This is a genomic window from Streptomyces sp. TM32 (assembly GCF_004122755.1).
Classification (GTDB): Bacteria; Actinomycetota; Actinomycetes; order Streptomycetales; family Streptomycetaceae; genus Streptomyces; species Streptomyces sioyaensis.
This window is the reverse complement of record NZ_SDIG01000033.1, coordinates 1-20838: the sequence shown is the minus strand read 5'-3', so window position 1 is coordinate 20838 and position 20838 is coordinate 1. Positions and strand designations below refer to the sequence as shown.

The 20838-nt window shown below is 71.7% G+C and carries 14 protein-coding genes; 2 read left to right on the top strand and 12 right to left on the bottom strand.

Annotated features, from left to right (window positions below; genetic code table 11):
- Positions 1-40: 40 nt before the first annotated feature.
- From pyk to pta, 3 genes are all read right to left on the bottom strand, one after another.
- A complete protein-coding gene (gene pyk, locus EST92_RS10890; RefSeq protein WP_129280737.1) occupies positions 41-1468 on the bottom strand; it encodes a pyruvate kinase in 1428 nt (475 codons plus the stop codon).
- Positions 1469-1529: 61 nt separating this feature from the next.
- Positions 1530-2750, bottom strand: coding sequence for an acetate kinase (locus EST92_RS10885; RefSeq protein WP_129280736.1), 1221 nt, complete (start codon positions 2748-2750; stop codon positions 1530-1532).
- 38 nt (positions 2751-2788) lie between these two features.
- Complete coding sequence (gene pta / locus EST92_RS10880) at positions 2789-4939, bottom strand: phosphate acetyltransferase (RefSeq protein WP_129280735.1); 2151 nt, start codon at positions 4937-4939, stop codon at positions 2789-2791.
- A 233-nt stretch (positions 4940-5172) separates the two neighbouring features.
- On the opposite strand from pta, the gene EST92_RS10875 reads away from it, so the two are divergent.
- On the top strand, positions 5173-6198 hold the full coding sequence (locus tag EST92_RS10875; RefSeq protein ID WP_129248235.1) for an ATP-dependent 6-phosphofructokinase: 1026 nt from the start codon (positions 5173-5175) through the stop codon (positions 6196-6198).
- A gap of 92 nt (positions 6199-6290) precedes the next feature.
- On the opposite strand, the gene EST92_RS10870 is transcribed toward EST92_RS10875, so the two are convergent.
- The 8 genes from EST92_RS10870 to EST92_RS10835 form a co-directional block, all read right to left on the bottom strand.
- A complete protein-coding gene (locus EST92_RS10870) occupies positions 6291-8837 on the bottom strand; it encodes an ABC transporter permease (RefSeq protein ID WP_129280734.1) in 2547 nt (848 codons plus the stop codon).
- Between the two features lie 74 nt (positions 8838-8911).
- Positions 8912-9709, bottom strand: a complete 798-nt coding sequence (locus EST92_RS10865) for an ABC transporter ATP-binding protein (RefSeq protein ID WP_129280733.1) — start codon at positions 9707-9709, stop codon at positions 8912-8914.
- Positions 9710-9916: 207 nt separating this feature from the next.
- A complete protein-coding gene (locus tag EST92_RS10860) occupies positions 9917-10627 on the bottom strand; it encodes a helix-turn-helix transcriptional regulator (RefSeq protein ID WP_129280763.1) in 711 nt (236 codons plus the stop codon).
- 184 nt (positions 10628-10811) lie between these two features.
- On the bottom strand, positions 10812-11675 hold the full coding sequence (locus EST92_RS10855) for a carbohydrate ABC transporter permease (RefSeq protein ID WP_129280732.1): 864 nt from the start codon (positions 11673-11675) through the stop codon (positions 10812-10814).
- 3 nt (positions 11676-11678) lie between these two features.
- Positions 11679-12521 (bottom strand): sugar ABC transporter permease, encoded by an 843-nt coding sequence (locus EST92_RS10850; protein ID WP_129280762.1) that lies wholly within the window; start codon positions 12519-12521, stop codon positions 11679-11681.
- A 104-nt stretch (positions 12522-12625) separates the two neighbouring features.
- Positions 12626-13990, bottom strand: coding sequence for an extracellular solute-binding protein (locus EST92_RS10845; protein ID WP_129280731.1), 1365 nt, complete (start codon positions 13988-13990; stop codon positions 12626-12628).
- Between the two features lie 63 nt (positions 13991-14053).
- A complete protein-coding gene (locus EST92_RS10840; protein ID WP_129280730.1) occupies positions 14054-14734 on the bottom strand; it encodes a response regulator in 681 nt (226 codons plus the stop codon).
- Positions 14731-16503: a sensor histidine kinase gene (locus EST92_RS10835; RefSeq protein WP_254068765.1), complete on the bottom strand. Its 1773-nt coding sequence runs from the start codon at positions 16501-16503 to the stop codon at positions 14731-14733. The genes EST92_RS10840 and EST92_RS10835 overlap by 4 nt, the downstream gene beginning before the upstream one ends.
- 167 nt (positions 16504-16670) lie before the next feature.
- Between EST92_RS10835 and EST92_RS10830 the strand changes: the two genes are divergently transcribed.
- On the top strand, positions 16671-18077 hold the full coding sequence (locus tag EST92_RS10830) for a cation:dicarboxylase symporter family transporter (protein WP_129280729.1): 1407 nt from the start codon (positions 16671-16673) through the stop codon (positions 18075-18077).
- A 311-nt stretch (positions 18078-18388) separates the two neighbouring features.
- On the opposite strand, the gene glgB is transcribed toward EST92_RS10830, so the two are convergent.
- Positions 18389-20563 carry a 1,4-alpha-glucan branching enzyme gene (glgB, locus tag EST92_RS10825; RefSeq protein WP_129280761.1) on the bottom strand — a complete coding sequence of 725 codons (2175 nt, stop codon included), beginning with the start codon at positions 20561-20563 and terminating at the stop codon, positions 18389-18391.
- Positions 20564-20838: the final 275 nt, after the last annotated feature.

Below are 20838 nucleotides of genomic sequence, written 5' to 3'. Positions count from 1 at the left end.
CCCCCAGGGGGCGGCCCACCGCCGTTTTCGCGCGCCGGACTCAGGCCTGCTGGCCGCCGAGGTGGTGCACCCGGACCATGTTGGTGGTGCCGGGAACGCCGGGGGGCGAACCGGCGGTGATCAACATGGTGTCGCCCTTGCTGTAGCGCTGGAGCTTGAGCAGCTCGGCGTCCACCAGGTCGACCATCGCGTCGGTGTTGTCGACGTGCTGCACGACGAAGCTGTCGACGCCCCAGCTCAGCGTGAGCTGGTTGCGGGTGGCGGCTTCGGTGGTGAAGGCCAGGATCGGCTGGGACGCGCGGTAGCGGGAGAGCCGGCGGGCGGTGTCACCGGACTTGGTGAAGGCCACCAGCGCCTTGCCGTCGAGGAAGTCGGCCATCTCGCAGGCCGCACGGGCCACCGCACCGCCCTGCGTGCGCGGCTTCTTGCCGGGCACCAGCGGCTGCAGGCCCTTGGAGAGCAGCTCCTGCTCGGCCGCCTCGACGATCTTCGACATGGTCTTGACGGTCTCGATGGGGTACTGGCCGACCGAGGACTCCGCGGAGAGCATCACCGCGTCGGCGCCGTCGAGGATGGCGTTGGCGACGTCGGAGGCCTCGGCGCGGGTCGGCCGGGAGTTGGTGATCATCGACTCCATCATCTGGGTCGCCACGATCACCGGCTTGGCGTTGCGGCGGCACAGCTCGACGAGCCGCTTCTGCACCATCGGGACCTTCTCCAGCGGGTACTCCACCGCCAGGTCACCGCGGGCGACCATGACGGCGTCGAAGGCCATCACGACCTCCTCCATGTTGGCCACCGCCTGCGGCTTCTCGACCTTGGCGATGACCGGGACCCGGCGGCCCACCTCGTCCATGACGCGGTGCACGTCCTGGACGTCCTTCGCGTCCCGGACGAAGGACAGCGCGACCATGTCGCAGCCCATCCGCAGGGCGAACTTCAGGTCCTCGATGTCCTTCTGGGACAGCGCGGGGACGTTCACCGCGGCACCGGGGAGGTTGATGCCCTTGTGGTCGGAGATGACCCCGCCCTCGATGACGATGGTCCGCACCCGTGGGCCGTCGACCTCGATGACCTGGAGCGCGACGTTGCCGTCGTTGATCAGGATCGGGTCGCCCTTGGACACGTCGCCGGGCAGGCCCTTGTAGGTGGTGCCGCAGATGGTCTTGTCCCCGGGGACGTCCTCGGTGGTGATGACGAACTCGTCCCCGCGCACCAGCTCCACGGGGCCGTCGGCGAAGGTCTCCAGGCGGATCTTGGGGCCCTGGAGGTCGGCCAGCACGCCGACCGCGCGGCCGGTCTCCTCGCAGGCCTTTCGGAGGCGGTGATACCGCTCCTCGTGCTCCGGCTGGGTCCCGTGGCTCATATTGAAACGGGCCACGTTCATGCCGGCCTCGATCAGCGTTTTCAGCTTCTCGTAGGAGTCGACGGCGGGGCCCAGGGTGCAGACGATTTTGGAACGGCGCATGGGCGGAATCCTATCGGTTTGTTCAGGAGCGGAATTTATTGGTCGGCCGAAACACCGAGTCCTAGGCGCTGACCAGGGCGTATGTCTGCTGGGCGATCTCCAGTTCCTCATCGGTGGGCACCACGGCGACCGCGACCCGGGAGCCCTCGGGCGAGATCAGCCGGGGCTCGTCGGACCGTACGGCATTGCGGTCCGCGTCCACCGCCATGCCCAGCTGCTCCAGACCGGCGAGCGCGGCCGCGCGCACCGGGGCGGCGTTCTCGCCGACGCCCGCGGTGAAGGCCACCGCGTCCACCCGGCCGAGCACCGCGGTGTAGGCGCCGAGGTACTTCTTCAGCCGGTGGATGTAGATGTCGAAGGCGAGCTGGGCGCGCGCCCCGTCCTCGCCGCCCGCGTCGATCCGGCGCCGGATCTCCCGCATGTCGTTGTCGCCGCACAGCCCGATCAGGCCGCTCTTCTTGTTGAGCAGCTCATCGACCTCGTCCTCCGACATCCCGGCCACCCGCTTGAGGTGGAAGGTCACCGCCGGGTCGATGTCGCCGGAGCGGGTGCCCATGACCAGGCCCTCCAGCGGGGTCAGGCCCATGGAGGTGTCCACGCACCGTCCGCCGGCCACCGCCGAGGCGGAGGCGCCGTTGCCCAGGTGCAGCACGATGACGTTGACCTCGGAGGGGTCCTTGCCCAGCAGCGCCGCGGTCCGGCGGGACACGTAGGCGTGCGAGGTGCCATGGAAGCCGTAGCGGCGGATGCGGTGGGCGTCGGCGGTCGCCACGTCGAGGGCGTAACGGGCCGCGTGCTCCGGCATCGTGGTGTGGAAGGCGGTGTCGAAGACCGCGACCTGCGGCAGATCGGGGCGCAGCGCCCGGGCGGTCCGGATGCCGGTGATGTTGGCCGGGTTGTGCAGCGGCGCGAGAGGCACCAGCCGCTCGATCTCCGTCAGCACCGCGTCGTCGATCACGGTCGGCTCGGTGAACTGCAGCCCGCCGTGCACCACCCGGTGCCCGATCGCGGCCAGCTGGGGGGAGTCGAGGCCGAGCCCGTCGGCGGCCAGCTCCGCGGCGACGGCCTTCAGCGCGGTCGTGTGGTCGGCGATCGGGCCCTCGGTCTCGCGGGTGTCGCCACCGGTGGCCAGCGGGGTGTGCGCCAGGCGCGAGGTCTCCTCGCCGATCCGCTCGACGAGGCCGGCGGCGAGGCGTGCGCCGTCGTGCATGTCGAGCAGCTGGTACTTCAGCGACGAGGAGCCGGAGTTGAGGACGAGGACGCGGGTGGCGGTGGCAGTCATGGAGCGCTTTCCGATGGGGAGACGGGTGGGGGCCGGGGTCAGGCGGCGGGGCCGGCGCCGGGCCGCTCGCCCTGCGCCTGGATGGCGGTGATGGCCACGGTGTTGACGATGTCCTGCACCAGAGCGCCGCGCGAGAGGTCGTTGACCGGCTTGCGCAGACCCTGCAGGACCGGGCCGACGGCGACCGCACCGGCCGAGCGCTGCACGGCCTTGTAGGTGTTGTTGCCGGTGTTGAGGTCCGGGAAGATCAGCACGGTGGCCTTGCCGGCGACATCGGACTCGGGCAGCTTGGTCCGCGCGACCGCCGCGTCCACCGCCGCGTCGTACTGGATCGGGCCCTCGACCAGCAGATCGGGGCGCTGGGTGCGGACGATCTCGGTGGCCTTGCGGACCTTGTCGACGTCGGCGCCGGAGCCGGAGGTGCCGGTGGAGTACGACAGCATCGCGATCCGCGGCTCGACGCCGAACTGCGCGGCAGTGGTGGCCGACTGGATCGCGATGTCCGCCAGCTGCTCGGCGTCCGGGTCCGGGTTGACCGCGCAGTCGCCGTATACCAGCACCCGGTCGGCCAGGCACATGAAGAAGACCGAGGAGACGATCTGGGCGTTCGGCCTGGCCCGCCCGTCGCCCGCCACCGCCCCAGCCGACGCGCTACGCGCGGCCCCGTTGGTCTTGATGATCTCGAAGGCGGGGCGGATGGTGGCGGCGGTGGAGTGCACCGCACCGGAGACCATGCCGTCGGCCAGCCCCTCCTGGACCATCAGCGTGCCGAAGTAGGAGACGTCCGCGACCACGTCGTAGGCCAGCTCGACGCTGACACCCTTGTGGGCGCGCAGCGCGGCGTAGCGCTCGGCGAACCGCTCGCGCAGCGGGGAGGTCTGCGGATCGATGATCTGGGCGTCCGCCAGGTCGATGGCCAGGTCGGCGGCGCGCTTGCGGATCGCCTCCTCCTCGCCCAGCAGCGTCAGCTTGCACACGTCGCGGCGCAGCAGCACATCGGCGGCGCGCAGCACCCGCTCCTCGCCGCCCTCGGGGAGGACGACCCGGCGGCGGGCGGAGCGGGAGCGCTCGATCAGCTCGTGTTCGAACATCATCGGGGTCACCCGGCCGGAGCGGGCCACGGAGATCCGGTTGGTCAGCTCCACGGTGTCCACATGCCGCTCGAACAGGCCGAGCGCGGTCTCCGCCTTGCGCGGCGAGGCGGCGTTCAGCTTGCCCTCGATCGCGAACAGCTCGCCGGCGGTCGGGAAGGATCCGCCGGGTACGGAGACGACCGGGGTGCCGGGGGCGAGCCGGCCCGCCAGCGCCATGATGTCCGGGCCGGGCCGCTCGTCGAGGGTGAGCAGCACACCGGCGATCGGCGGGGCACCGGCGCTGTGCGCGGCCAGCGAGCCGATGACCAGGTCCGCCCGGTCCCCGGGGGTCACCACGAGGCAGCCGGGCGTGAGCGCCTTGAGGAAGGTCGGCAGCATGGCGCCGCCGAAGACGAAGTCCCGGGCGTCCCGGGCGAGCCCCGAGTCGTCGCCGAGCAGCACCTCGGCGCCGAGGGTGTGCACGATCTGGCTGACGGTCGGCGCGGAGAGCGAGCCGTCCTCGGGGAGGGCGTAGCAGGGCACCGGGAGGCGGGCGGCGAGCCGCTCGACGACGGCCGTGCGGTGCTCGGGCGCCACCCGGTTGACGACCACGGCGACGACGTCGCAGCCCAGCGAGTGGTAGGCGCGGTAGGCGTTGTGGGCCTCGGCGCGCACCGACTCGGCCTCCTGGCCCTGACCGCCGACGACGGCCAGTACGGCGGCACCGAACTCGTTGGCCAGCCGCGCATTGAGGTTCAGCTCGTCGGGGAGGCTGGTGGCCGCGTAGTCCGAGCCCAGGACCAGGACGTACTCGTACTCCCTGGCCACGGCGTGGAAGCGGTCGACGAGCCGGGAAACCAGCTCGTCGGTGCCGCGCTCGGCCTGGAGGGCGGCGGCCTCCTCGTAACCGAGGCCGTGGACGGTGTCGGCGGGCTGGGTGAGCCGGTAGCGCGCCCGCAGCAGGTCGAAGAGCCGGTCGGGTCCGTCGTCGTGGATCAGCGGGCGGAAGACGCCCACCCGGTCGACTTGGCGGGTCAGGAGCTCCATGACTCCCAGCTCGATGACCTGACGGCCGTCGCCGCGGTCGATCCCGGTCACGTACACGCTCCGCGTCACGCGTGCTCTCCGATCCATTCCGTTGGTCGCAAGGCAAAAATTAGCCGTTATGGTAGGCGTGCCCCTCTTGACAATACCTGCGCGTGTGGCTAAGTCGCTCTCCCAGTTTCCCTTGTGCAGCCCGTGCAGGAACAGTAGGGGTGAGGTCCGGTGGGCGGGGAGGGCCGGGCCTCCCGTGAAACAATCGGACCGGCTCACACGGAACCGACAGCGAGCACAGGAGACACAGCACGATGCGTATCGGAGTCCTCACCGCAGGCGGCGACTGCCCCGGCCTCAACGCTGTGATCCGGTCGGTGGTCCATCGCGCCCTCACCGGGCACGGCGACGAGGTCATCGGCTTCGAGGACGGTTTCTCGGGCCTGCTCGACGGCCGCTTCCGCAAGCTCGACCTCGAAGCGGTCAGCGGCATCCTCGCCCGCGGTGGCACCATCCTCGGCTCCTCGCGGCTGGAGCGCGCCCGGCTCCAGCAGGCCTGCGAGGACGCCAAGGACCACTCCAAGGACTACGGCATCGACGTCCTCATCCCGATCGGCGGCGAGGGCACCCTGACCGCCGCCCGGATGCTGTCGGACGCCGGGCTGCCGGTCGTCGGCGTTCCCAAGACCATCGACAACGACATCTCCTCCACCGACCGCACCTTCGGCTTCGACACCGCCGTCGGCGTCGCGACCGAGGCCATCGACCGCCTCAAGACCACCGCGGAGTCGCACCAGCGGGTCATGGTCGTCGAGGTGATGGGCCGGCACGCGGGCTGGATCGCGCTGGAGTCCGGCATGGCCGGCGGCGCCCACGGCATCTGCCTTCCCGAGCGCGGCTTCGAGGTCAACGACCTGGTCACGATGGTCGAGGAGCGCTTCGCCCGGGGCAAGAAGTTCGCCGTGGTCTGTGTCGCCGAGGGGGCGCACCCGGCCCCCGGCAGCATGGAGTACAAGAAGGGCGCCATCGACCAGTACGGCCACGAGCGGTTCTCCGGCATCGGCAACGCGCTCGCCCACGAGCTGGAAAAGCGCCTCGGCAAGGAGGCCCGGCCGGTCATTCTCGGCCATGTCCAGCGCGGCGGTACCCCCACCGCCTACGACCGGGTGCTCGCCACCCGCTTCGGCTGGCACGCCGTCGAGGCCGCGCACCGCGGCGACTTCGGCCGGATGACCGCGCTGCGCGGCACCGACATCACGATGGTGCCGCTGGCCGACGCGGTCACCGAGCTCAAGACGGTGCCCGAGTGGCGGATGGACGAGGCCGAGTCGGTCTTCTGAGACCCGCTGCTTCCCGGACACACCAACGGCGGCGCGCATGTCCTCGGTCGAGGACAGGCGCGCCGCTTTTGTGGGGGGTGGCGGTCACGTGGTCACTGGGCGCCGATGGCCTCCAGCATGTTCAGCCGGGCCGCGCGGCGGGCCGGCCAGAGTGCGGCCAGCACCCCCACGACCAGTGCGATCAGTACGAACAGCGCGAGCCGGCCCCAGGGCAGCATCAGCTCGTAGGTGGGCAGGCCCTCGCTGACCAGGTTGCCGACGGCCCAGGAGCAGAAGACACCCACCGCGATGCCCAGGCCCGCGCCGAACAGCGCGATGACCACCGACTCCAGCCGGACCATCTGCTTGATACCGGTGCGTGCCAGGCCGATCGCCCGCAGCATCCCGATCTCGCGGGTCCGCTCGAAGACCGACATGGCGAGGGTGTTGACGACGCCCACCACCGCGATGATGACGGCCATGCCCAGCAGCCCGTAGGAGATGTTGAGCACCGTCTCGATGCTCGCGGCGTTCTCCTTGCGCAGGTCGTCGTGGTCCTGGACCTTCAGCAGCGGGCTGTCGCCGAGGGCGTGCCGGATCTGCTTCGCCAGCTCCTCCGACGGGCCGTCCTGGGCCTTCACCAGCAGTGACTCGACCATCGGCACGAGCTGGTGCGGCGCCGCCAGCGAGGTGGCGCCGATCGAGTCGCCGAGCAGCTGGTTGTCCGCGTAGATTCCGACGATCTTGAGCTTCGCCTTCTTCTTGTCGTAGAAGGTGGCGTCCAGGGTGTCGCCGGTCTTCCAGCCCTTCATCTTGGCCATCTCCTGGGAGACCGCGATGTCGTTGCCTCCGGCGCCCTTCAACGAACCGCTGAGGAAGTCCAGTTGGGTGAGCTTGCCGATCGTGCTGAGGTCGGTGCCCATCAGGCCCATGGAGGAATGGGGGGTCGTGAAGCCCGTATTGCGCAGCGGAGCCGCCGCCTCGACGCCCGGGACGTCCGCCACCTTCTGCGACAGCTCGGGGTCCAGACCGGAGGAGGTCCCGATCTTGTAGTCGGCCTTCAGCCCCTGGGCCGTCATCTTGTCCATGGCCTCCCCGGCCGAGTTCCCGACGACCGTCATACCGGTGATCAGGGTGAGGCCGATCATCAGCGCCGAGGCGGTCGCCGCGGTACGGCGGGGGTTGCGCAGCGTGTTCTCCGTGGCCAGCTTGCCGCTGATGCCGAAGAGCCGGGTGGTGACGACGCCCGCCAGCGAGACCAGCGGCCGGGACAGCATCGGCGCGAGGATGATGACGCCGGTCAGCGTCAGCATGCCGCCCACCATCGCGATCGGCAGATCGTCGGCCTTCTTCAGCGTGGAGACGTAGAACATGGTCGCGATGCCGAGGCCGGTGATGACCGCGCCGAGGGAGTTGCGGAGCACCAGGCTGCGCAGTGCCGGCGGTGCTTCGACGGTGTTGAGCGCCTCCACCGGGGCGATCTTCGCCGCCTTGCGGGACGGCAGCCAGGCGGCCAGTACGGTCACCACGACGCCCACACCCAGCGCGGAGAGCACCGCGGCCGGGCTGATGACGAGCGGTCCGTCCGGGAAACCCGCGCCATTCGCATCGAGCACCGCCCGCAGGCCCACGGCGAGGCCGGTGCCCAGCGCGAATCCGACGGCCGACGAGATCAGGCCCAGCAGGGCCGCCTCCGCGAGTACCGAGCGCACGACCTGACGGCGGGAGGCGCCGATCGCGCGCATCAGGGCGATCTCCCGGCTGCGCTGGGAGATCAGCATGGTGAAGGTGTTGGCGATGATGAAGACGCCGACGAACAGCGCGATCCCGGCGAAGGTCAGCAGCGTCTGGCTCAGGGCCTTGTTCTGGCTGGAGATCATCCTGGACTGCTCGGCGGCGAGATCGGCGCCGCTGGTCGCCGTGGCGCGGCCCTTGGGCAGCACCTCGCGGACCTTGGCGGTCAGTGCCTCCTGATCGGCACCGGGCGCGGCACCGATCACCAGCTCGTCGAACTGGCCGGGGTGCAGGAACAACTGCTGCGCGGTGGCGGTGTCGAAGAGCGTCAGGCTGCCGCCCGCGGTGACCTGCGGGTCGTCGGTGGAGACGATGCCGACCAGCTTCTTCGTCAGCACCGGGCCGTCGGTGGCGAGCCGTACGGAGTCACCGATCTTGCGGCCGGACGCCTTCGCGGTCGCCTCGTCCAGCGCGATCTCGTTGCCGGCGGCCGGTCCGCGGCCCTTCAGCAGCGGATAGCGGGGGTCGTGACCGTCCTTGTCCGGCTGGAAGTTGGTGGCGAGGTTCTGCCAGTCGTGGCCGAGCGGCACATTGTCCGGGCCGGCGACGGTGGCCGTGCCGTTGACATTGCGGCGTACGGACTGCACGCCGGGCAGTGCGCGGACTTTGTCCGCCAGCTTTTCGTCGACAAGGGTGCTCCGCTTGCGGTCCTTGCCGACGGCCGGGGAGCTGTCGGCGGCCTCGGCCTGGACGGAGACGGCCACCCCGTCGAGGTTCTTCTCGGACGCCTTCTTGACGGCCGAGCCGACGGTGTCACTGAAGATCAGGGTGCCGGCGACGAAGGCGACGCCGAGCAGGACCGCGAGCGCGGTCATCATCAATCGGGCTTTGTGCGCAAGGACATTGCGCAGGGCGGTACGCAGCATGGTGGTGTCAGTCCTGGGTCCGGTGGCTCGGGAGGAGGGGCAGCGCCCCGGGGGCGGCGGGTGGCGCGCGGGCGTCAGCTCGTACGGCCCTTGGAGTCGAACAGCCGCATCCGGTCCAGGACGGCGTCCGCGGTCGGGTCGTGGAGCTCTTCGACGATCCGGCCGTCCGCGAGGAAGACCACCCGGTCCGCGTAGGCGGCGGCGACCGGGTCATGGGTGACCATCACCACCGTCTGGTCCGCCGCCCGCACCGACTCCCGCAGGAAGCCCAGCACTTCGGCGCCGGAGCGGGAGTCGAGGTTGCCGGTCGGCTCGTCCGCGAAGATGATCTCCGGCCGGGCAGCCAGCGCCCGGGCGACCGCGACCCGCTGCTGCTGGCCGCCGGAGAGCTGCGCCGGCCGGTGGGCGAGCCGCCCCGAGAGGCCGACGGTGTCGATCACCGCGTCGAGCCACTCCCGGTCGGGCTTGCGGCCCGCGATGTCCATCGGCAGCGTGATGTTCTCCAGCGCGCTCAGCGTCGGCAGCAGGTTGAACGCCTGGAAGATGAAGCCGACCTTGTCCCGGCGCAGCCGCGTCAGCTGCCGGTCGTTCAGCGAGCCCAGCTCGACCTCGCCGATCCGGGCCGAGCCGGAGGAGATCCGGTCCAGTCCGGCCATGCAGTGCATCAGCGTCGACTTGCCGGAGCCGGACGGGCCCATGATCGCCGTGAACCGGCCCCGGCCGAACTCGACGGAGACGGAGTCCAGTGCGACCACGCGGGTCTCCCCCTGGCCGTAGACCTTGCTCAGGTCCGTGGCACGGGCGGCGACAGCGGCGGTGCGGGGGGAGGCGGGGGAACCGGGGAAACCCGGAGAGGTGGCCGCGTGGGACACGGGAACTCCTGGAAAAAGGACGGATGTTTCGACGTCCTTATTCTCGAATGCGCAGGTCAACCCGGTCTTCACCCGCAGGGACCGAAAGCCGGACCGGCCGGAAGTGCCATCGCCGCCCCCGGCGTCATCCTCTGGACGGACGGCCCTCCGACCTCGGGCCGACGGGAAAACCCGGGGGTGGTGGGAGAGTTCGGGGGTGCGGCCCCTTCAGCTAGGGGCCATGCCTGCCCGTGTCCAGAATTCCGTCAGGATGCCGTCGAGAAAGGCGCGCCCGGCCCTGCCGGACTCCTCGGCGCGCGGCCCGCCGCCCCAGTGGAGCGTAGCGGCCATGGTCGCCTGGTAGTCGGCGTGCAGTTCCTGCAGCACCTCCCGGAGGCGTTCCCTGGGCAGCGGTACCACCTTGCCGACCGGCCGGACGTAGGCCTGCCAGCGGGTGGTGGCGGCGCTGGTCAGCAGCTCGGTCAGCAGGGCGTCCCGGCCGGTGAAGCGGATCAGGGCGGGCAGCGGCAGCGCCAGCGCCTCGGCGAGCGCGGCGGCCTGCCGGGCGGTGCCGCGCCAGTGGCCGCCGGCCTCCAGGCGCGCGTAGGCGGCGGGGGCCATGCCGAGGTGCCGCGCGAGGTCCGCGGCGGCGAGGCCCCGCGCCAGCCGGAATTCGTGCAGGGTGCGCGGCGCGCCCAGCAGCTCGCCCGGCGCACACCACAGGGCGCCGGCCAGCGCGGTCAGTTCGGCCTCCGAGGGGGCGCGCTCGCCCGCTTCCCAGGCCGTGACCGTCGCGGGCGACAGCGGCATTCCGTAGGCGGCCGCGATGCCGTACGCGACATGGGCGGGGGTCATGCCGAGGGCCTCGCGGAGCCGGCGGGCGGCCTCGGCGTCGAAGGGTGGCCGGCGGGGCTCCCCGGCTTGCGTACGCACCGGCACACGGTAGTTGAGGGCATGCGGGGGCACCTATGGTGCGGATGGCCAAGCCGCAAAGTCGTAGGAACCTACCAGTCGGCCGGTTTCCCGGTCCGGCCCGGGGTGCGGCCGGCCGCCGGGCTCCTCGACCCCGCACGACGCAGCCGATCGGCCCTGCACGGCCCCGATCGGTCCGGCACGCCGCCGATCAGCCCTTCACGGCGCCGCCGAGCGCGAAGCCGCCGCCGAGCCGCCGGGAGATCAGGAGGTAGAGGGCGAGGACCGGCGTCGAATACAGCACGGAGAAGGCCGCGAGTTCACCGAAGGCGATGGCGCCGTAATTGCCGAAGAAGGTGAAGATGCTGACCGAGGCCGGGAGTTGCTCGGGGGAGAGCAGCAGCATGAAGGGGACGAAGAAATTGCCCCACATCATGATGAAGGTGTAGATCGCCACGACGCCGACGCCGGGCCCCATCAGCGGCAGGATCACCCGCAGCAGGGTCTGCCCCCAGGAGGCGCCGTCCGTCCACGCCGCCTCCTCCAGGGCCCTGGGCACCGAGTCCATGAAGTTCTTCATCAGCCAGATGGCGAACGGGAGTTGGGAGGCGGCCAGGAACAGCGCGGTGCCGTATCGGGTGTCGATCAGATCGACCCGCACGAACAGCGCGTAGACCGGGACCATGACCGCCGTGATCGGCAGACAGGTGGCGAACAGAATCGTCAGCAGGTACGGGCGGGCGAAGCGCGCGCGGAAGCGGGAGAGCGGATAGGCGGCGAGCGCCGCACAGACCACCGTGAGCAGGGTGGCGCCACCGCAGATCAGCAGGCTGTTGAGCATCGGGGTGAAGGTGATCTCGTCGGTCCAGACCGCCGAGAAGTTGTCCAGCGTCGGGGACTGCGGCAGCCGCACCCGCAGCGTCGCCCGCGTGTCCAGCGAGGACAGCACCAGCCAGAGAAGGGGCGTCGCGAACGCCACCGCGACGGCCAGCAGCGCGGCGTCGGCGGCCGCCCGGTGGCGGGTCCGCCGGCTCGGCGCGCGGCGCCGCGCGTGGGGGCGGCGGGGGAGCGGCACGGCTCAGACCTCCTCGCGCAGCAGGCGCAGATAGACGGCCGAGAACAGCGCCCCCACCACCAGCAACAGCAGCGCCACCGCGGTGCCGTAGCCGATCAGGGACTTCGTGAACGCCTGGTCGTACATGAACACCGGCAGGGTCTGGCTGCGGCCCCCCGGCCCGCCCCGGGTCATCACCCAGATCAGCCCGAAGACGGAGAGCGTCTGGAGGGTGTTGAGCATCAGATTGGTGCCGACCGAGCGGCGGATCATCGGCAGCGTGATGTGCCACAGCCGCCGCAGCCCGCCCGCCCCGTCTACCTCGGCGGACTCGCTGACCTCCGGGGGGATCCCGGCGAGCGCCGCGGAGTAGATCAGCATCGAGAAGGCCGTCCCGCGCCAGACGTTGGCGAACGACACCGCGAGGACGGGCAGGCCGAACAGCCAGTTCTGGGCGGGCAGATGGAGCCAGGCGAGCAGGGCGTTGAGGGTGCCGCGGCGCTCGAAGAAGGTGTAGAGCAGGAAGCCCGCGACGATCTCGGGGAGCACCCAGGCGGTGACCACCAGCGCCCCGGTCAGGGTCCGTACCGGACGCGAGGCGCGGCGCAGCAGACCGGCCAGCGCCAGGCCCAGGGTGTTCTGCCCGAGGACCGAGGAGGCCAGGGTGAACACCAGCGTCAGCACCACGGCGTTGCGGAACGCCGGGTCGCCGAAGGCATGGCGGAAGTTGGCCAGGCCGACGAAGGACGCGGACTCCTGGCCGGTCAGCTGGGCGTCGGTGAAGGCGATCCCGACGCAGTAGACGAGGGGGCCGCCGAGGAAGAGCAGCAGCAGGACGGTGGCCGGAACGAGCGGGGCCCAGCGCAGCGGACGGGTACGGGCCGGGGTGCGGCGCGGTGTCCGCGGGACGGCTGGGGTTCCGGCGGGCCCCGCGGGCCTGGTCGCGCCCGCGGGCCCGGCGGCGCCGGCGGTCACGGCTTCGCGACGGTCCGGCCGCCGACGAGCGACCGCAGCGACGCGTCGTAGTCCCGGGCCGCCTTGTCCGGTGCGGAATCGCCGGCGGTGACCGCCTCCATCGCCTCGCCGATCGCCGCGGCGACCTTGGGGTAGTCGGGCAGCGCGGGCCGGTACCGGCTGATCGTGACCAGACCGGTGAAGAAGCCGATGCCGGGCACGGACGTGCGGTAGCGCGGATCGGCCGCGACGTCCTTGCGCACCGCGATCTGGGCGCCCCGTACGCACCATTCGAGGGCGTTCTGCCGTGACTGGAAGGCCTCGATCAGCTGCCAGGCCAGCTCGGGCTGCCGGGCCTGCCGCGGCACCGACCAGGTCCAGCCGCCGGCCAGGCTGACCTTGCCGGGCGGGGCGCCGTGCTGGGTGGGGAACGGGGTCTGGCCGAGCGTGGCCGACCAGGCGGGCCAGGGGTTGCCGCCGCCGGTCTTCTGCCACTGCTGACCCAGCCACGAGCCGTCGAGGTCGATGGCGAGCTTCTCCTCGGGCAGCAGCTCGGTGGCCACACTGGTCTGGATGGTGGGGCTGAGCGCGTCGGACACCTCGGGCCCGAGTTTCTCCCGGTAGACCGTGTCGAGGAAGGCCAGGCTGTCGCGGAAGCCCCGGGTGCCGGTGACCCACTTCCTGCTGCCCGGGTCGTAGAGCTGGTTCTCGCCGGTGCCGTACAGCAGCATCTCGAAGCCCTGCATCACCGCGGCCTCGCCCGCGCCCTTGCCGGTGAAGACGTTCAGCGGGATGACACCGGGGACCCTGCGCTTGACCGTCCGGGCCGCGTCCAGCACCTCGCCCCAGGTCCGGGGCCGCCAGTCGGCCGGCAGCCCGGCCTTCTTGAAGATCTTCTTGTTGAACCACAGCCCGCGGGTGTCCGTACCGTCCGGGACGCCGTACGTGTGGCCGTCCTGCCCCCGGGCCGCGGCCTTCGCGGCCGGCTCGAACTGCCGCCACTCCTTCCAGGCGCGCAGTTGCGCGTCCAGCGGGCGCAACAGCCCCGCGGCGATATCGGAGTTGACCAGGAAGGTGTCCTCGTAGACCAGGTCCGGTGCGGTCCGCGGGGAGCGCATCATCTGCTGGATCTTGGTGTAGTAGTCGTTCTCCGACGCCTGGATCGGAATCAGCCGGACCTTCTTGCCGGGGTGGCTCTTCTCGAACTGCCGTGCCACCAGGCGGACATAGTCGTCCCGGACGGTGACCTTGCTGTTGGTGTCCTTGATGAAGGCGACCTTGACGGTGTTCCGGTCGCCGGCCGGCCCGCTGCCGCAGGCGGTGAGCGCGCCGGCGGCCACGACGGCGGCGGCGAGCAGGATCAGCGGGGCGGTGGGGCGCACGGCACGACCTCCAACTGGCCACGAGGGGCTGCCAGCTGAAAGTAAGTCACCGGTCACAGCCGGTCAATGCCCCGACCAGCGATAGCGCAATTCGGGACGGCCGACCTGGCCGTACTGGGGGGCGCGGGCGGCCCGGCCGCTCACCACGAGATGTTCGAGGTAGCGGCGCGCGGTGATCCGCGAAATCCCCACGTCGGCGGCGGCCTCGGTGGCCGTCAGACCGCCGCCGGCGGCCCGCAGCACATCGGTCACCGCCCGCAGGGTGGCCGCGGTCAGCCCCTTGGGCAGCGCGGCCGGCTGGGGTGCGCGCAGCGCGGCGAGCGCCCGGTCCACCTCGTCCTGCCCGCTGGCCTCGCCCGTGGTGGCGCGGAAGTGGGCATAGCGGGTGAGCCGGTCGCGCAGGGTGGCGAAGGTGAACGGCTTGAGGACGTACTGCACCACGCCGAGCGAGACGCCCTCGCGCACCATCGTCAGATCGCGGGCGGAGGTGACCGCGATGATGTCGGCGGTGTGCCCGGCCGCGCGCAGCGTCCGCACCAGCGCCAGCCCGTGGCCGTCGGGCAGATAGAGGTCGAGGAGCAGCAGATCGACGGCGTGCGTCTCCAGGTGGCGGCGGGCACCGGCGCCGGAGTGCACGGTGCCGGAGACGGTGAAACCGGGCACCCGCCCGACGTACAGGGCGTGCGCGGCGGCGGCGACCGGATCGTCCTCCACGACGAGGACCCGGATGTCGGCGGAGGTCACCGGGTGCCTCCTGACGTGTCCGCACGCGGCGGGCCGGCCGTCGCGTTCCTGCCGTCACTCCTGTCCGCGGCGGCGGTCGCCCCGGCCTCGCCCCGCGGGTCGAGGACCGGTGCTGTCGCCCCCGCCCGCAGCGGCAGCCGTACGGTGAACCGCGCGCCGCCTTCCGGGGCCCGGTCCAGCGTCAGGGCACCGCCGTTGCGGCGTACCGCCTGCTGCACCAGGGCCAGGCCCAGGCCGCGGCCACGGGCGGGCGCCGCCGCGCTCTGCTTGGTGCTCCAGCCCCGCTGGAAGATCTCCTGTGCGGCCTGCGCGCCCACTCCCGGCCCGTTGTCCGCCACCCGCAGCAGCAGCTCGCCGTCGGCCGCCCGCGCGGTGACCGCCACCCGCGGCGGGCCGCCGGCTCCGGGTTCCCGGGGCGGGGCCGCGGCGTCGATGGCGTTGTCCAGGAGGTTGCCCAACACCGTGACCAGGTCACGGGCCGGCAGCCCGGGCGGCAGCAGCCCGTCGTCGATCCGGCTGTCCGGCGTCAGCGCCAGGTCGACGCCGCGCTCGTTGGCCTGCGCCGCCTTGCCGAGCAGCAGCGCGGCGAGCACCGGCTCGGCGACCGCCCCGACCACCTGATCGGTCAGCGCCTGCGCCAGCTCCAGCTCCGCGGTCGCGAACTCCACGGCCTCCTCGGACCGCCCGAGTTCGATCAGCGACACCACGGTGTGCAGCCGGTTGGCGGCCTCGTGGGCCTGCGAGCGCAGCGCCTCGGTGAAACCGCGTACCGAGTCCAACTCGCCGGACAGCGCCTGGAGTTCGGTGTGGTCGCGGAGGGTGACCACGCTGCCGCGGCGCTCACCGCCGGAGACCGGCGCGGAGTTGACCACCAGCACCCGCTCGCCGGTCAGCTGCAGCTCGTCGACCCGCGGGCCGGGCGCCAGCAGCGCCTCGGTCAGCGCCGGGGGCAGCCCCAGCTCCGTGACCGGGCGGCCGACCGCGTCGCCGGACAGCCCCAGCAGCTCCTGCCCGCCGTCGTTGATCAGGGCGACCCTGCGTTGCCCGTCGAGCATGAGCAGTCCCTCGCGGACGGCGTGCAGCGCGGCCTGGTGGTAATCGTGCATCCGGCCGAGCTCCCCGGCGTTCATCCCGTGGGTGTGCCGCCGCAGCCGGGCGTTGATCACATACGTGCCCAGGCCGCCGAGCGCCAGCGCCGCGGCCGCCACCCCGGCCAGCGCCAGCACCTGGTCCCGCAGCTGCGCGCTGATGGTCCTGATGGTGATCCCGGAGCTGACCAGCGCGGTGATCCGGCCGCCGCGCTGCGGGTCACGGACCGGGGCGACGACGCGTACGGACGGTCCGAGCACCCCCATGTGGGTCTCGGCGAAGATCTCGCCGCGCAGCGCCGGGCCGGTGTGCCCCAGGTATTTCTTGCCGATCGCGGACGGCTCCGGATGCGTCCAGCGGGTCCCGTCCGTGGCCATCACCACCACGAAGTCGACGCCCGCGTCGTGCCGCAGCCGCTCGCTGTACGGCTGGAGCGCGGCCGTCGGGTGGGCGCTGCGGGCCGCCGCCACGACGGCCGGCGAATCGGCGACGGCGGTGGCCGCCGCGGTCGCCTGCCGCCGCGCGGTCTCCTCCGCCTGCCGGCCGGCGCTGAGGTACGCGAAGACGGCGCAGCCCATGACGACCACCGCCACCAGCACGACCTGCATCGCGAAGAGCTGCCCGGCGAGGCTGCGGGGACCCCGCAGCCGTCGGGGCGGCCGGGGTCGGGGGAGTCGCATGCAGAACAGTCTGCACGGTGAACGCGAAACCGTCTGCACGGTCACTTTCGCGTGAACGAAATGAACGTAAGGGTGACGGGCGCCACAGTGGCGTGCATAGTCACCGGGACTTTGTTGTGTGACAGAGCCGCAGATCAGCGCACAGCCGAAGACCTGAGGAGGCAGCCGTGGCTGCACACACCCCACCGCGTGGGGGCACCACCGAGGAGACCGCGCCGGCGAGGCGGGACCGGACCCACTTCCTCTACCTCGCCGTGATCGGGGCGGTCCTGCTCGGCATCATCGTGGGCTTCGCCGCCCCCGGTGTCGCCGTCGAGCTCAAGCCGCTGGGCACGGGGTTCGTGAACCTGATCAAGATGATGATCTCGCCGGTCATCTTCTGCACCATCGTGCTGGGCGTCGGCTCGGTACGGAAGGCCGCCAAGGTCGGCGCGGTCGGCGGGATGGCGCTCGGCTACTTCATGGTGATGTCGACCGTCGCGCTGGCCATCGGCCTGGTCGTCGGCAACATCCTGGAGCCCGGCTCCGGCCTGCATCTGACCGAGACCGTGCGGCACGCGGGCCATGCCCAGGCCTCCGGCGGCGGCGAGTCGCTGCCGGATTTCCTGCTCGGCATGATCCCCACCACGCTGGTCTCCGCCTTCACCCAGGGCGAGGTGCTCCAGACGCTGCTGGTGGCGCTGCTGGTGGGCTTCGGACTGCAGGCGCTGGGTTCGGCGGGCGAGCCGGTGCTGCGCGGGGTCGGGCACCTCCAGAAGCTGGTCTTCCGGGTGCTGGCCATGATCATGTGGGCGGCACCGGTGGGTGCCTTCGGCGCCATCGCCGCGGTGGTCGGTGAGACCGGCCTGGACGCGCTGAAGTCGCTCGCCGTCATCATGGTGGGCTTCTACGTCACCTGCCTGCTGTTCGTGCTCGTGGTGCTGGGCACGCTGCTCCGGCTCTGTGCCGGGATCAACATCTTCCTGCTGTTGAAGTACCTCGCCCGGGAGTTCCTGCTGATTCTGTCCACCTCCTCCTCGGAGTCGGCGCTGCCCCGGCTGATCGCGAAGATGGAGCACCTGGGCGTCAGCAAGCCGGTGGTCGGCATCACCGTCCCCACCGGCTACAGCTTCAACCTCGACGGCACCGCCATCTACCTGACGATGTCCTCGCTGTTCGTGGCCGAGGCGATGGGCAAGCCGCTGCCGCTGGGCCAGCAGATCTCGTTGCTGGTGTTCATGGTCATCGCCTCGAAGGGGGCGGCGGGCGTCACCGGCGCGGGCCTGGCGACGCTGGCCGGCGGCCTGCAGTCGCACCGTCCCGAACTGGTCGACGGTGTCGGCCTGATCGTCGGCATCGACCGCTTCATGAGCGAGGCGCGCGCCCTGACCAACTTCGCGGGGAACGCGGTCGCCACGGTGCTGATCGGCACCTGGACCAAGGAGATCGACAAGGGCCGGGTGGCGGAGGTGCTGGCCGGAGCGCTGCCGTTCGACGAGAAGTCGCTCGCCGACGAGGCGGCCGCCGGGCCGCCTCCCGCGGACGTCGTCGGGCCGCGCGACGGCGGGGCGGAGAAGGCGTCCGCCCCGGTCTGATTCCGGGTGCTGGAGGAGAGAAGGGGCGGGTGCCGGCACCCGCCCCTTGTGCGCGGCCGCCGTCCCACGGCCGCGCCGCCCGCCGTCAGGTCTCCCCTCACGCCGCCCTGACCTGCTGTTTTATCGATCCCGGTCGATTGTCAGTGCCCCCTGACACCATAGGCAGGACAGGGAAAACGCGGCCGGTGAAGGCCGGAGGCGTGGGGGATCGAACAAGGGGGAATGGGACATAACGACTTGGGGGACGGATCTGATCGGTGGGGGCGCCGCGGCGGCGGGAGACGGGTCGGACAAGCACCGCCCATGAGCGCTCAGAGGGGTCGTAGCCAGACGGTGGCCAAGGGGGGCAGCACCGCCGTGACGGACGCGGCGCGGCCGTTCCAGGGGACCGGTTCCGCCCTCAGGGGGCCGGGATGGGTGACACCGCTGCCGCCGTAGCGCGGGTCGTCGGTGTTGAGGACCTCGCGCCAGGCGGGGACGTGATCGGGGACGCCGAGCCGGTAGGCGTGGCGTACGACGGGGGAGAAGTTGGTGACCGAGATCAGGGGGGAGCCGTCGGCGGCGAAGCGCAGGAAGGAGAAGACGTTGTCCTCGCTCGCCTCGCCGTCGATCCAGGAGAAGCCGGCCGGGTCCGTGTCGCGTTCCCACAGCGCGGGCGCGGCGGCGTAGTGGCGGTTCAGGTCGCGGACCAGATCGCGGACGCCCCGGTGGTCCGCCTCCGCCTCGTACGAGGGGTCGAGCAGCCACCAGTCCGGACCGTGGCTCTCCGCCCACTCCGCGCCCTGGGCGAACTCCTGTCCCATGAAGAGGAGTTGCTTGCCGGGGTGGGCCCACATGAATCCGAGGTAGGCCCGGTGGTTGGCGCGCTGCTGCCACCAGTCACCGGGCATCTTCGACACCAGTGCGCGCTTGCCGTGCACCACCTCGTCATGGGAGATCGGCAGCACATAGTTCTCGGAGTAGGCGTAGATCATGGAGAAGGTCATCTCGCCGTGGTGGTATTTGCGGTGCACCGGCTCCTTGGTGACATAGCCGAGGGAGTCGTGCATCCAGCCCATGTTCCACTTCAGGCCGAAGCCCAGCCCGCCGAAGCCGCCGGGCCCGGTGTGGTGCGTGGCGCGGGTGACGCCGTCCCAGGCCGTGGACTCCTCGGCGATGGTGACGACACCGGGGCAGCGGCGGTAGACCGTCGCGTTCATCTCCTGGAGGAAGGCGACCGCGTCGAGGTCCTCCCGGCCGCCGTGGACGTTCGGCGTCCAGGCCCCGTCCTCGCGCGAGTAGTCGAGATAGAGCATCGAGGCGACGGCATCGACCCGCAGGCCGTCGATGTGGAACTCCTCGCACCAGTACACCGCGTTGGCGACCAGGAAGTTGCGGACCTCGGTGCGGCCGTAGTCGAACTCCAGGGTGCCCCAGTCCGGGTGCGCGGCCCGGGCCGGATCCTGGTGCTCGTAGAGCGGCCGGCCGTCGAATGCGGCCAGCGCCCAGTCGTCCCGGGGGAAGTGCGCCGGCACCCAGTCCATCAGGACACCGATGCCGGCCCGGTGCAGCGCGTCGATCAGCTGCCGGAAGTCGTCCGGGGTGCCCATCCGGGCGGTCGGCGCGTAGAACCCGGTCACCTGATAGCCCCAGGAACCGCCGAACGGATGCTCACAGACCGGCATGAGCTCGACGTGGGTGAAGCCCAGGTCCTTGACGTACGCGGGGAGCTGCTCGGCCAGCTGACGATACGTCAATCCTGGGCGCCAGGACGGAAGATGCACCTCGTAGACGGAGAACGGTGCCTGGTGTACGGGGCGCTCGCCGCGCCGGGCCATCCAGTCCCCGTCCGTCCAGCGGTGCTGCGAGGCCTCCACGACCGAGGCGGTGGCCGGCGGGCACTCGGTCCGCCGGGCCATCGGGTCGGCCCGCACGGTCTTCGTGCCGTCCGGCCGGGTGATCTCGAACTTGTACAGCTCGCCCGCGCCGATGCCCGGCAGGAAGAGCTCCCAGACGCCCGAGGAGCCCAGCGACCGCATCGGATGGCCGGTGCCGTCCCAGTAGTTGAAGTCGCCGACGACCCGGACGCCCCGGGCATTGGGCGCCCAGACGGTGAAGCGGGTGCCGGTCACCCCCTGGTGGTCCATGATCCGCGCGCCGAGGGCCTGCCACAGCTCCTCGTGCCGCCCCTCGCCGAACAGATGCAGATCCAGCTCGCCGAGCGCGGGCAGGAAGCGGTAGGGGTCGTGCACGGTCGGCGTGTGGTCGCCGTAGTCGACCAGCAGCTCGTAGTCCGGGACGGTCCGCAGCGGCAGCACCCCCGCGAACAGCCCGTCGCCCTCGGGCAGCAGGTCGGCACGGAGCCCCTTCGCCAGGACGGTGACGCGCTCGGCGCACGGCCGCAGGACCCGGATGAGCAGCCCGCCGCGTACGGGGTGGGCGCCCAGCAGCCCGTGCGGGTCGTGGTGGGCACCGTCCAGCAGCCGGCCGCGGTCCTCGTCGGACAGCGGGGTGGCGGCCCGGACCCCGTGCCCGCCGGCCGCCGGCCGCGCCGGCCGGCCCGCACGGAAGGTGCTCGGGAGCTCCTCCGTCCGGCCGGGCGCCGCGGGCGCGTGAGGGGTCAGGGGCGGCCGGGGTGCGGGGGCACCTCCGGCGGCGCCACCCTGAGTGCTCGTCAGGTTGTCGGCGGCCGACGGCCGGGGCGGCGCCGGGTGGAAGGGCCGCCCCGCCGCGCTGTCGTCGGTCGCGGCCCGGGCGGGCGCGGTGTGGGGCGGGTGCGGAC

Excerpts from the sequence above, each read along its gene's own strand:
- EST92_RS10875 (WP_129248235.1), top strand. The coding sequence starts at position 5,173 with ATGCGTATCGGAGTCCTCACCGCAGGCGGCGACTGCCCCGGCCTCAAC.
- EST92_RS10870 (WP_129280734.1), bottom strand. The coding sequence starts at position 8,837 with ATGCTGCGTACCGCCCTGCGCAATGTCCTTGCGCACAAAGCCCGATTG.
- EST92_RS10835 (WP_254068765.1), bottom strand. The coding sequence starts at position 16,503 with ATGCGACTCCCCCGACCCCGGCCGCCCCGACGGCTGCGGGGTCCCCGC.
- EST92_RS10885 (WP_129280736.1), bottom strand. The coding sequence starts at position 2,750 with ATGACTGCCACCGCCACCCGCGTCCTCGTCCTCAACTCCGGCTCCTCG.
- pyk (WP_129280737.1), bottom strand. The coding sequence starts at position 1,468 with ATGCGCCGTTCCAAAATCGTCTGCACCCTGGGCCCCGCCGTCGACTCC.